The organism is Pelorhabdus sp. sgz311002 (genome assembly GCF_056134285.1).
This window is the reverse complement of the sequence record NZ_JBWBCL010000002.1, coordinates 363,128-376,425: the sequence shown is the minus strand read 5'-3', so window position 1 is coordinate 376,425 and position 13,298 is coordinate 363,128. Positions and strand designations below refer to the sequence as shown.

General features: G+C 45.1%; 8 protein-coding genes. 6 read left to right on the top strand and 2 right to left on the bottom strand.

Annotated features, from left to right (window positions below):
* Window positions 1-54: 54 nt before the first annotated feature.
* On the top strand, window positions 55-1,329 hold the full coding sequence (locus AC0NJP_RS05670; RefSeq protein ID WP_474699104.1) for an efflux RND transporter periplasmic adaptor subunit: 1,275 nt from the start codon (window positions 55-57) through the stop codon (window positions 1,327-1,329).
* Window positions 1,326-4,469 (top strand): efflux RND transporter permease subunit, encoded by a 3,144-nt coding sequence (locus AC0NJP_RS05665; protein ID WP_474699103.1) that lies wholly within the window; start codon window positions 1,326-1,328, stop codon window positions 4,467-4,469. Before AC0NJP_RS05670 ends, AC0NJP_RS05665 begins: the two co-directional genes overlap by 4 nt.
* A gap of 66 nt (window positions 4,470-4,535) precedes the next feature.
* On the opposite strand, the gene AC0NJP_RS05660 is transcribed toward AC0NJP_RS05665, so the two are convergent.
* Window positions 4,536-6,797 carry a SpoIIE family protein phosphatase gene (locus AC0NJP_RS05660; RefSeq protein WP_474699102.1) on the bottom strand — a complete coding sequence of 754 codons (2,262 nt, stop codon included), beginning with the start codon at window positions 6,795-6,797 and terminating at the stop codon, window positions 4,536-4,538.
* Window positions 6,798-7,159: 362 nt separating this feature from the next.
* On the opposite strand from AC0NJP_RS05660, the gene AC0NJP_RS05655 reads away from it, so the two are divergent.
* The 4 genes from AC0NJP_RS05655 to AC0NJP_RS05640 all read left to right on the top strand — a co-directional run bounded on the left by AC0NJP_RS05655 (window position 7,160) and on the right by AC0NJP_RS05640 (window position 11,701).
* The gene (locus AC0NJP_RS05655) at window positions 7,160-8,458 is read left to right on the top strand and encodes a CitMHS family transporter (RefSeq protein ID WP_474699101.1); all 1,299 of its coding nucleotides are present in this window, start codon (window positions 7,160-7,162) and stop codon (window positions 8,456-8,458) included.
* A gap of 34 nt (window positions 8,459-8,492) precedes the next feature.
* Window positions 8,493-9,833 (top strand): acyclic terpene utilization AtuA family protein, encoded by a 1,341-nt coding sequence (locus tag AC0NJP_RS05650; RefSeq protein ID WP_474039258.1) that lies wholly within the window; start codon window positions 8,493-8,495, stop codon window positions 9,831-9,833.
* 1 nt (window position 9,834) lies between these two features.
* Entirely contained in the window at window positions 9,835-10,143 is a 309-nt protein-coding gene (locus tag AC0NJP_RS05645; RefSeq protein ID WP_474699100.1) for an AtuA-related protein, read from the top strand.
* Between the two features lie 181 nt (window positions 10,144-10,324).
* Window positions 10,325-11,701 (top strand): sigma-54 interaction domain-containing protein, encoded by a 1,377-nt coding sequence (locus tag AC0NJP_RS05640; RefSeq protein WP_474699099.1) that lies wholly within the window; start codon window positions 10,325-10,327, stop codon window positions 11,699-11,701.
* 136 nt (window positions 11,702-11,837) lie between these two features.
* Here the strand turns inward: AC0NJP_RS05640 and larA are convergent, their stop codons facing one another.
* Window positions 11,838-13,118, bottom strand: a complete 1,281-nt coding sequence (gene larA, locus AC0NJP_RS05635) for a nickel-dependent lactate racemase (protein WP_474699098.1) — start codon at window positions 13,116-13,118, stop codon at window positions 11,838-11,840.
* Window positions 13,119-13,298: the final 180 nt, after the last annotated feature.

Sequence of the window (13,298 nt, the reverse complement as noted above, 5' to 3'; positions counted from 1 at the left end):
CTGCAAGGCAACGGAATGAGCCGATATTCACTAGCGAGGAAAAGGGGAGCGACAATGACAAAGATGTTTTGGCGGGGGGCAAGCCGCAAGCAGCGGTTGCTGTATATGGGACTTGTAATTTGTATTGGTTTCGGACTTTTATTTGCTTTTCGCTACTGGAGCACCCATAAAGCGAGTGCAGACAAAGCCGGCGGTCGCCTTGCTACGACGGTAGATGTCGGTACGGTTACGCATCGTGATTTAGTGAAACGAATTTCGCTAACTGGGCAGACCGTACCGGAAGCTCAAGTGGATATTGCTGCGAAATATCAAGGGCGCGTTACAGCAGTGAATGTAAGTCTTGGTCAAGCTGTTCAGCCGGGGCAGGTGCTTATTGTTCAAGATACGGGTGATGCTGATATTTCTATTTCGCAGAACCGGGCGGCCTATAATCAGGCTGCTGCTGATGCTGTAACGACTGAGGCCACTTTTAATGCCAATTATGATCGCGCCAGAGCGGACTATGAAAAAAATCTAGCAAGCTATCAGCGCAATAAAGCCTTATATGCAGCAGGCGCTATTTCCAAAGAGGCCCTTGATACAAGTTTGCAGCAAGTGGCTGATGCTAAAGCATCAGTCGACACGTTAGCGAATCAGATGAATCAGGGCATGGCTGCGGCGATTCAATCCTCCCAGTCAGCAGCCCTCAAAGCGCAACATAGTATCAGTGCGGCGGAAAAACAACGCAATGATCTTGTCCTTACTGCGCCACGCGGCGGCGTGATTGGTTATCGCCAGATTGAAGCAGGCGACATTGCGCAAGCAGGGCAAAAACTTCTCAGTATTTTTGATAACAGCCATATTTATGTGGACTGTCAAGTCTCGGAACAGGATTTACCGGCGTTATCGCTCGGAATGCCTGTCAGTGTAGGCGTAGAGTCACTTGGTAGAACCTATCCGGGAAAAATTACTTATATTAGTCCTGCTAGTGATGCGACGACGCTGACCTTTATGCTCAGGATTGCCTTAGATAATCCTGATAGTTCGGTGCGAAGCGGCATGTTTACGCGGACGATTATTAATTCCGTGCTGCGGCCCCAGGCTGTGACTGTACCGAAAGACGCTATAGTGGAGAAAAACGGCTCGGCCTATGTGTTTGTTGTCGGCGCGAATAATACGCTGGAACAACGAACTGTGCAGTTAGGCGCTCGCGGCGCTGATGCTATCGAAATTCTTACAGGTCTTAATGAAGGTGAAAAAATCGCCTTGACGAACTTGGCTCGTTTGCGGGCGGGGCTTGTTATCAATCCTCAGCTTGTTGACACGATAAAATCAGGTGATCAGCCATGAATATCACTCGTTATGCCATTAAAAAGCCTGTAGGCATTTCTATGATTGTACTGTTTTTCGTCGTTCTCGGTTTGTTTAGCTTTTACCGGATCGGCGTAGAGCTTTTGCCTGCTATCAATGTGCCCTATGTGACAGTTACGGTCAATTATCCTGGTGCTGGCACAACGCAAGTTGAGGAAGATGTTATTAAGCCACTAGAAAATGCTTTATCATCTTTATCCAATTTAAAGCACATGACTTCAGTAGCCAGACCGGAAAAAGCCCAGATTACTTTAGAGTTTGAGTTTTGGGCCAATGTGGATACATCAGCGATTGATGCGACTCAATATGTGAACTCAGTGACTAAGCGACTGCCGACAGGAGTGCAGACGCCTTCCGTCATTAAGCGTGATGTAAATGCTTCGCCGATTATGGAGATCTCCGTCATTGCCGATAAGCCGTTAAGTGATGTCTACAGTCTGGCCAATGATATTTTTATTGAACGGCTGCAGCGCGCCAGCGGCGTTTCTGATGTGCAGCTTTATGGCGGTCGTGACAAAGAAGTGGCTGTTGAGGTAGATAAGGATAAGTTGTCTTATTATAATATGTCCTTAAGCCAGATTGTAAACAGGATTACCCAAGAAAATGTGCTGACTCCCGCAGGTTCTGTCTACACCAATAATAAGGAAACGAATGTGCGGCTTACGGCTCAGTTCGCATCGCCGGAAGAACTAGCATCTATTCATGTAACAAACAATAAAGGGATTAATATTCCTTTAACTAGCTTAGCTACCGTAAAGGAGCAGGACGCCCGCGTGACTCGCTATGCCCGAACGAATGGGCAGGACGTTATTTCCATGACGGTCTACAAAAACAGTAATGCCAATATTGTTGATACAGCCAAAGCCGTCAAAGAACAGCTTGCTACTTTAAAGGCGGAGTATCCTGATTTCCAGTTTATTACGATTACAGACTCTTCGCAGTATGTTGAGGACTCGCTGCATAACACCTTAGAGGCTTTGATTGAAGGCCTCTTTACGACTGGTCTGGTGCTGTTCCTCTTTCTGCGGGGTTGGCGTTCTACAGCAGCCGTCTTAATTGCCATACCTACTTCATTGATTTCTACGTTCTTTGTCATGTATATAGCGGGATTTACCTTCAATATGATGTCGCTGATGGGGATGTCGCTATGTATAGGGATTCTTGTTGACGACTCGATTGTTGTACTGGAAAATATTCATCGCCATTTGCGACTAGGCAAAGATCCCGAGATTGCCGCTGAAGAGGGTCGAAATGAAATTGGCATGGCGGCCATTGCGATTACGCTCTGCGACGTGGTTGTTTTTCTGCCTATTGCCTTTATGAATGGAATGACTGGCCAGTTTTTCCGCCAGTTTGGTTTGACAATCGTCTTTGCTACGCTTTGCTCACTCTTTGTTTCGTTTACACTGACGCCAATGCTGGCCTCTCGCTTTTTTAAAAGTGCCGATCATGAGCCCAAAGGGAAAGTATGGGATTTCATGAATCGTCTAGAAACAGGGGCCATTCGCCGCTATGAACAAGCTCTGACTTGGAGCTTCGGTCATAAACGCAAACTGATTGCCATGATTTTACTCGTCTTTTTTGGCGCCGCCGCATTGATTCCGTTAGGGGTTATTGGCTCGGAATATATGCCGAAGACCGATGAAGGCAGCTTCCGTGTTATGCTGCAATGGCCTGTAGGACAGAATATTGATAAGACAAACCGAGAAATTCGCAAAGTGGAAGATTTTATTGCGACGATACCAGAAGTGACAAACTATTTGTCTAGTGTCGGGTCCCCAGCGGGAAATTATGGCGGCATCAGCGTGCAACTTGTAGATCGGCGCGAGCGCAGCCGCAGCGTTTGGCAAGTAACTGATGAAGTCAGACAATATCTACGCCAGGAAGTGCCTGGCGCTACGGCTCAGGTTAGCGAGACTCAGTCTTCTATTGCCGGCGTATCGGGCGGCACAGGTACTGGCGGTGGCGGTCCCAATAATTCGCCGGTACAAATTGAATTGCGTGGTACCAATCTTGATGCAATTGTCAAAGCTTCCTATCGGGTCCAAGAAGCTTTGGGGCAAGTCAAGGGAGTAAAAGATGTTCGCAGTTCTTATACGGAAGGAACACCAGAGCTACGACTCAATGTAGATCGGGAAAAATTAAAGTTTTATAATACGACAGCCAATGAAATTAATGATGTCTTTAGTGGCGCTATCGCTGGCTCCCAGGCGGGCTATTTTGCTAACGATCCTAAGAATGACGGACAAGATACGAAAATTTATGTCCGCTTAAAAGGCAGTGATGGCTTTAAAGCCTCAGATGTGCGGTCAATTCCGCTGCAAGCTGGCAATAATCTTGTTCGACTTGGCGATGTTGCCCGAGTAGAAGATGGTGTCGGGCCAGTCATGCTGCGACGGGTCGATAAGCAAGAATCTGTTAATATTGCGGCGAATATTACGGATCGATCGCTGCAGGATGTGCTCAAAGATATTGGTGCGCAAATGACGCCGGAGCTTTTAGGGAATAATGTTTCCTACCGCTTTACCGGGCAAGCTGATAATATGATGAGTACCTTCAGCGAAATGGCGCAGGCTTTGATCTTATCGCTCATCCTCGTATATATGCTGCTGGCGATTCTCTATGAATCAGTGGCAACACCAGTGATTCGTATGTTTTCACTACCCTTGGGGATGATCGGTTCCCTAATCTTTTTAGCAGTGACTGGCAATACGATTAACTTGTATTCGCTGATCGGAATTCTCGTTATGGACGGTGTTGTCGCTAAAAATGGGACACTACTCCTTGACTATACTCTGACCCTCATGGGCGAAGGCATGTCAGCTCGTGAAGCGATTGTTGCATCAGGTAAAGCCAGACTCAAACCGATTTTTATGACGACTCTTACGATGATTGTGGGGATGCTGCCAACTGCTTTAGCGATGACAGCAGGCTCGGAAACAAGAGTCAGCATGGCCTGGGTTGTCATTGGCGGGCTCCTTTCCTCGACGGTGTTTACTTTGATTATTATTCCGATTATCTTCCTCTATGTAGAAGATCACCCAGTTTCTTTTTACTGGAATAAAATCAAAGGTTTGTTTGCGAAAAAACACGCCAACAGCAATTCACAGGGACTATGAGTTGATTGCAAGGCAAATCGAATCAGTAAGGGCCTGCTCTCATTACGAGGGCAGGCCCTTTACTTTTTAATTGTTTTTTTGCGGTAAGGCATATACAAGTAGCAATTCATTTCCTTGTCGATTATACAGGAATTTTTCACTCCAAAGCAGCATAATGGCCAAGCCTCGGCCTTGTTCAGCTTCAAGCAAGTGAATAAAGATATTTTCGGCGGGGAGCTTTTGTAGTTCCTTGATTGCCGCATTACCGGCAAAGCCGGGGCCGTTGTCGCTGACGCGTAATATTAGACGGGCGCCGATTACATTGATTTTTACGCGAACGCGGCTCCCCTGTTTTACTGCATTTGTCAGAGATTCGCCTAACAGAATAGAGAGCTGTGATGACTCAGTACCGGTACATTCGCAAAGGAATTGATTCATGCGATAAAGAACGTTCCGCCGCTCGGCCTTATTTGAATAATCGAAATAGAGCGGCCGCTTTTTACCGTCAAGAATCTTAAGACATAAAGCGGTTCGGTCATCAGGATTTAATTGACCAAGCGGCATTTGTGCTAAATTCGTAAAGGATTTTTCAAAATTACCAGCTTGTTCACTCATGTTGCTTGGTAAATTGTCATAAATCCCGTCAGTCATAAAATAGAAAGTGTCGCCATATTGCAAGGGAAGGTGAAGTGTATTAAACTGGGCTTTTTGACTGATTCCCAGATACATGCCGGGAAGCGAAATAAGGCCCGTTTTATTTTGGGTAGAAACAAGGAAGGTATTGATGCCGCAGGAAAGACAAGTAAGGGTGTGCTGGTTAAAGTCAGCCGTAAAGACGAGAAGCGCCGCAAGGCTGCTGTCTTGAAAATAGTTGAGGAGTTGCTCGTTCAATTTAGTGAGATTTTCCAACGTCCAAGGATTTGTTTGATTTAAATAAAAGCTGATCATATTGTTAATTGCGGCGGTATGAAGACTGGCAGAGACGCCGTGGCCCGTCACGTCAAGTAAAAAGCCATGCAGGTGCTGCTCGTCGTCACTCAAGCGATAGCCGTAGAAATCACCGCTGACAATGGAAAGTGGACGAAATAGAGTTTTCAGAAGAAATTTTCTGTTAATACAATCTTGCGGCAGTAGGGAACGTTGTACTTCTTCTGCCAGTTTTAGTTGTTTTTCCATTTGTTCTTGTAGTTTTGCTTGTTTTTCTGCTTCATCATGGGCTCTGGCTTCCGCCTTTTTACGATAATGGCGATTTAATAGCAAGGCAATGATAAGGATAGATTCAACTAGTAATAGCAACAAGGCCGCTAGGACGTACCAGCGGTAAGTTTCCCAAAATGATGGCGTTTTAAATAAGATCTTGCTGCCAACTGGTAGTGTGTCTTCAGAAATTTGCCAACGTTTTAGTTCGCGCGCGTCAAAGAGATATTCAGCGGCAGAGCCTCGTTGCAGCGTTTCGGGAACAGGAGCTGTTTTGCTGAGAAGCTGGGCGGCAATTTTGCCGGAACGGGCTCCTAACACTTCTTGACTTTCCATGTAGCCGCCAACGGTGCCTTGGCCCAAATAAATGGATACAGACCCGTAGATTGGCACAGGCGACACCGCATGGAGTTTTTGTAAGGCTGTACCAGGAATAAAGGCTTGTCCTGCCGCATCTTTGAAGAGAAAGAGAAACAATACGGCTGAATTTGGCTCAGCCGTAGCGACTGTTTCCGTCATCTGAGCAAAAGGCTGCTTATTTAAATAGGTAAAAGTAACTTGGTTCGTAAACTCTTCTACTTCTCGCTTTACTACCGCTATGGCTTGACGTTCTCGCGGCGAGTCGCCAGCAATGACGTAAATGTTTTTTGTTTGCGGCCGTGTCTTCAAAATAAGATTTACGGCTGTATCAATCCCGTAAGTGCCGATGACATCATAGTAGTTCGGCGGCAAAGCGCCATGTTGTTCCCCTTCGCCTTCGTAAAAGCTGAGGATAGTCGGGACTTTAGGAAATATTTTGGGGCCGTAATGAATCATAAAATTGCAGGCTGGGACGAAATGGGTGACAATAAGATCTGGCTGATTTTGACTGTATTTTTGTTGAAGAAATTCGGCTAGCAGCGTTTCATAATTTTCCTCGGAGGCGTAGCGCGCCATATCGAGATATTCGTAAATATATTCTGTATTGCCGCCTGTTTCTTTCAACGTTTCCCGCAGTCCCTGGGTAAAGAAAGTTTGCACGGGAAGATCAGCGCCATAGGAGTAGAGAATCAGAACTTTCTTTGCCGTCTTTTCTGAATGTAACGCACCTATAGGGAGTGCGAAGAAAAACAGCAGTACGAATAAGAGACACCATGAGAATTTTTGATTCATCGTACTTTCTCCTTATCTGAAGCCAATTCGATCTGATTATGCTGTTGGTATTAGCGAAAAATTCTTATTCTCTTAAATTATACGCTAAAAACATATTTTTTGTCGATTCATGAAAGCGAGATGATGCAAAGTTCTAAAGTTTTATAAGGTATTTCTAAAATAATAGAAAGAAAAAATGCTGTTATTGCGCGAAGCAGCGCGTTTGTTAATAGTTGACCTCTAATATTCTGGAATTATAAATAATTATCAATGGCAAAAACCTTGATTTTTCAGTTTATTGGCTATATTGCAAATTGGCATGTAACTTGCAATTATTATTTGTGATATATTTAACAAACAATTATTGTATTGGAGGAAAGAATATGCTGGCACTTCTGGGTTTGGTTACCATAGTCACTCTGCTTGGCGTTATTATTACAAAGCGTATGTCTCCCCTTGTGGCACTCATCGCTGTGCCGATTGCCGCTTCACTAATCGGCGGTTTTGGTCTAGCGACAGGTAAATTTATGATTAAAGGAATTCAGGGGATTGCGCCTGTAGCAACAATGTTCGTTTTCGCTATCTTATTTTTTGGCGTGATGAGCGATGCAGGCTTGTTTGATCCGATTATTAATGCGGTGTTAAAGGCCGTAGGCAGTAATCCGGCGCGCATTACTGTAGGAACAGCGCTACTAGCGCTATTGATTCACTTAGACGGATCAGGGGCAGTTTGTTTCCTCATTACGATTCCGGCGATGCTCCCAATTTATGAACGACTTAAGATGGATAAACGGATTTTATGTCTTATGGTTTCTTTGGCAGCCGGTGTGAATTTCCTTCCCTGGACTGGGCCGACGCTTCGTTCATCAGCGGCGTTGAATATTCCTGTATCAGAGATTTTTACTCCCCTTGTCTGGGTTCAGATCATCGGACTTGTCTTTGTATTTACTATCGCCTATATCCTGGGAAAAAAGGAAGCTCGTCGGCTCGGTATTGACGGCAGTCAGTCTGTCGATGTAGTTCTGAAGCGAGAACTTAAGGCAGAGGAAATTGAACTTAGACGGCCTAACGTTTTCTGGGTTAATGTAGTTTTAACTCTCGGTGTCATGGCAACTATGATTAGCGGTAAAGTCGATCCAGCCGTTATGTTTATGATTGGTACGGTAATCGCATTAATGATCAATTATCCAAATGTGGATATGCAAAAAAAACGCGTTGACGCTCATGCGAAAGCAGCCTTGATGATGGCTGGGATTTTATTGGCGGCTGGTTCCTTTACGGGAATTATGGGCGGAACCGGTATGATCAAGGAAATGGCGAAGGTGACAGTTTCCTTTGTTCCGCCGGCATTGGCTTCCCATATTCCGTTTGCGATGGGCCTAGTGGCCATGCCGCTGAGCTTGTTGTTTGACCCTGACTCCTTTTATTTCGGTGTAATGCCAGTAGCGGCCGGGGTCGCTGAAATGCTTGGCGTAGCGCCGATTCAAGTTGCTCAGGCGTCGCTTATGGGACAAATGACGACAGGTTTTCCTGTTAGTCCCTTGACGCCAGCTACTTTCTTGATTGTTGGCTTGACTGGTGTAGAACTCGGGGAACACCAAAAATTTGCAATTCCTTATTTATGGGGCGCTTCGATTGTTATGACAGTTGCTGCAGCCTGTATCGGCGTTTTCCCCTTCTAATAATAAATGTAAAAACTGGATGAGGTGATAAGCAATGAAAAAAATTCGCATTGGTTCTGGCGCTGGTTATGCTGGTGACAGAATTGAGCCAGCTGTTGAAGTGGCCCAAAAGGGAAACATTCAATATTTAATTTTTGAATGCTTAGCAGAAAGAACAATCGCTTTGGCCCAAAAGGCAAAATTAGCCGATCCGAATGCCGGCTATGACGCGCTTTTGGCTGATCGGATGCATGCCGTTTTGGCGATTTGTAAAGAAAAAGGTATCAAAATTATCACAAATATGGGGGCGGCAAATCCGGCGGCAGGCGCTAAAAAAATCAAGGAAATTGCACAGGAGCTTGGTCTTAAGGATTTGAAAATTGCGGCAGTGCTAGGCGATGATGTCCTTGAGCATGTATTGGCTCATGATTATGAAATTTTAGAAACAGGTCAGCCATTGGCAACGATCAAAGATAAAATTGTTTCTGCCAATGCCTATCTTGGCTGCGCTCCTATGGTGGCCGCACTTCGTGAAGGGGCTGATGTAATTATTACTGGCCGTGTAGCCGACCCGGCGCTGTTTTTAGCACCGCTTGTCTATGAATTTAATTGGTCTTTAGACAATTGGGATCTCTTAGGTAAGGGCACCGTTCTTGGTCACCTTATGGAATGTGCTGGGCAAGTAACTGGCGGTTATTTTGCTGATCCCGGTTACAAAGATGTAGCTGATTTAGCTCGTCTTGGTTTCCCGATTGCGGAAGCGGCAGAAGATGGTTCCTTTATTATTACGAAAGTCGCAGAAGCAGGCGGCAGAGTCACACCAGCGACCTGCCAGGAACAGCTTATTTATGAAATTCATGACCCGAAAACCTACTTGACGCCTGATGTAGTGGCTGATTTTTCCGCGGTTTCGTTTAAAGAGCAGCGACCTGATGCAGTTTCTGTCAGTGGTGCGACGGGACGATCTCGTACGGATTCCTTCAAGGTATCGGTAGGGTATCGCGATAGCTATATTGGGGAAGGGCAAATCAGCTATGCCGGACCGGGGGCAGCTGAGCGGGCTCAACTGGCCTTGGAAATTGTTAAAGAACGGTTGATACTGACTGGCGTTTCTTATGATGAAATTAAATTCGATCTTATTGGCATGAATTCGCTTCATGGCGAGGCTCTTTCCACTGGTTCTTATTCTCCCTATGAAGTACGCCTTCGCGTTGCCGCACGGACAAAGACGCTGAAGGAAGCGACGCGTATTGGCAATGAGGTCGAAAGCTTGTACACGAATGGTCCAGCGGGCGGTGGCGGTGCCACAAAAAGCGCCAAAGAGGTTGTTGCTGTTTTATCGGTATTATTGCCGCGGGACCTTGTGAAAGCTACTTTGCATTATGAGGTGATATAAGATGAAATTAAGAGAAATTGCTCATTCCAGAACAGGCGATAAAGGCAATATTTCTAACATATCGCTCATTGCCTACGATTCAAAAGATTATTCTCGTTTAGAAAAGTATGTTACAGCAGAAGCGGTTCAAAAGCATTTTTCTCAGATTGTAAAAGGAAACGTAGTCCGTTATACTTTGCCCAATATTGGCGCCTTGAATTTTGTGCTCTATGATGCTCTTGGCGGTGGTGTAACAAGGTCCTTAGCACTTGACGCTCACGGAAAATCGCTTAGCTCAGCGCTGATGAATCTAGAGATTCCCGAAGCGTAGCAACATTACAGCGACTCAGCAAAAAGATAGCGACTGATAAAAAACAACAGCTCATTTTATGAGAGCTGTTGTTTTTTTGCAAATTTTCATGCAATGTGACAGGAAAAAGGGCTCAATTTGCGGAAATAATACGTCAAAGACAGAAGCTAGTTAAAGCGACACTGTTGCAGGAGGTTTTTCGATGGGGCAGCCGCGGCAGAGAGACGTTATGGAAACGTGGTACGGTCAAATTCTTGATTCGTTAAATAACGGCATTTTAGTTATTGATCATAAACAGATTGTCCAATACATTAATGATGAATATACGCGAATTACTGGTGTAAAAAAGGAACAGATTTTAGGCAGGATTTTATCGGATGTTCGACCAGGAGCGATGTTACCGAAAGTGATTGCTACAGGTAAGGCTGTTTATGGCGCCTATCGTCGCGAAGGCGACATCGAATACGTAGCTGATATGGCCCCGATTCGTGTAAACGGCGCTATCTGCGGCGGGGTGTCAGTTGTTAAAGATATTACGGAAGTGCGGCGTCTTACTGCTGAAGTGGAGCGAGTAACGAAGCGGAGTCGTCAGCTAAAAAACTTAGTGGACCGACTATATCAGGTAAAGTATACTTTTGACGATATTTTAGGTCAGAGTAAAGCGTTACAGGAAACGATTCACATTGCCCAAAAGGCGGCGCAGTGTGATGCCGATATCTTGATTTATGGCGCTAGCGGTACTGGTAAAGAGTTGTTTGCGCAGGCGATTCATCATGCGAGTGCTAGACGGTCCGGTCCTTTTGTGGCGATCAATTGTGCCGCCATTGCGCCGAATTTAGTAGAAAGCGAGCTCTTCGGCTATGAGGAGGGCTCTTTTACGGGAGCAAAAAAGGGCGGGCGCATTGGCCTGTTCGAAATGGCTAGTGGCGGGACCTTATTTCTTGATGAGATTGCGGAACTTCCTTTAGAAACTCAGGCGAAGCTGCTAAGGGTACTTCAGGAACGAACGATTCGACGTATTGGTGAAATGGCTGAAATCTCTCTGGATTTACGGATTATTGCTGCGACACATCAAGATCTGTATCAGTTAACTTCCGAAAATAAGTTTCGCTCTGATGTGTATTATCGGTTAAATGTTATGAACTTTACGGTACCGTCCTTGAAAGAACGGCAAGAAGATATTGCTTTATTAGCAAAATACTTTTTTTCTGCTGCTATGAAAAAAGCAGGCCGCTCTGTTCTGATTGATACTAGCGTGTACAGCGCCTTGCTCAACTATGATTGGCCAGGCAATGTACGGGAACTAAAAAATATGGCCGAATATGCTGTCAATATGTGCGATGAAACGACTCTAACGTTAAGTCATCTGCCGAAGCGATTGGCGCCAGGAAATTTAGACGAGTTTAATTATACCGAATCGTTGGCTGTACTCGTGAAAGACTTTGAGCGGCGTACGTTGCAACGATTGCTAGCGACTCATGGGACGAGTTTGGCGGCAAAGCGGCAAATTGCTGACAAAATGGGAATTTCTCTAGCTACACTTTATAACAAGCTCAAAGAAATCAAGAAACTTCATTGAAATATTTCTGCGAATCACTGATATGGGGAATTTTTAAAATAGCTGAGTCTATCAGCGAAAAATGGCAAAAAAAAACGATGCAAGCGCCACGGAGGCACTTGGCATCGTTTTTCTCTATGTAAGAGAAACTGCGTTTTTAAGGACGGACAATGACGGAGACGCCATCAGGAATTACGGTTATGGAAGCTTTTGCGCCGACAATCTTTTCTGCTTCGGCCATGGCTTCTTCGAGGGTGCTAGTCACAGCAACTTGCATATCTTTAAACATTTGGTGATCGCACAAATCTGTGACTACGATAACATGGGCTTTTAGCTGGATACGAGCTAAAATTTGTGCCTCCCACTGATCGGCAATCGTTTTTTCAGCAGGTATCTGCATGATTTTTTCCATGACTTCCGAAGCACCGCCGGGAGCTTTGGCAAACCAATCGTAAAAAGCTTCGCCGCCATGACCGTCGTTGCAGGCGCTGCAGATGATAATAACGCCGCCTGGTTTCACTGTAGCTTCAGCCGCGGACATGCCTTTTACTGATTGATAGAGGTTTTGATCAAGGGGATAGCCGCCGTTGGAGGTGACGACAATATCAGCAGGACAAGCTTTGACAGAAGCCAACTCGCCGACAAATTGGCAGCCTTCTTCATGGGCTTTGACCGAATGGCCGGCAAAAGCCTTAATGATTTTTTTCTCAGCATCAATGACCACATTGAGGATAAAGGCCAGCTTAGCCTGTTCGGCAGCGGCTAGCATATCTTTATGGATTGGGTTTTCCGCTAAATTACCAGTCCGGGCTTTTTCACTGTCAATGAACTGTGAGCAGTGATTGTAAAGAACGGTGACTTGGCTGGCGATTCCTGGTAGAACACTCTTGCGGCCGCCAGAAAAACCGGCAAAAAAATGCGGTTCAATAAAGCCTTCGCCGACGAGTAAATCTGCTTCCATAGCGAGCTTATTGACAATCGTAGAGCCGCCGGAAGGAAGTTCACCAATTTTCACCATGGCGCTGTCATCTTGGCTGTCATGAATTACAATATCAATGGTTTTACGGAAGGCTTCGCCAAACTTGGCATTTAGTTCTGCTTCTGTTGTGGCTCTGTGAAAGCCTGTAGCAACAAGGAATGTGATTTTTCCGTCAGGATTGGTACTGCGGATTTCTTCTACTAAGAGCGGCGAAATAATGCGGCTGGGAACGGGGCGGGTGTGATCGCTCGTGATAATCACAATGTGTTTTTTTCCTTTGGCCAGTTCAGCGAGACGCGGCGAACCGATCGGATTGGCTAAAGCTGTTTTTACAAGTGTCGCTTCGTCAGCTTCAGCAGTAAAACTTTCTGCTTTGGATTGAAGAATACCCTGCAGTCGATCAGCGGGAATTGAAAGCTCTAGATGTTTTTTGGCATAAGGAATTTTAACTGTGGTCATATAAATCCTCCTTTAAAATCGCTCAAACACTGATTGGTAATGGCGAAAGATTTAATCTATTGTAAATTTTCGCTATTTAATGATGATATCCTTTTGTATACCAAGAAAGTCATAAATTTGTTTTTAAAATATAAGTTGAAATTTGTGTAATAAATAACATATAATGTAAAATATGACTAA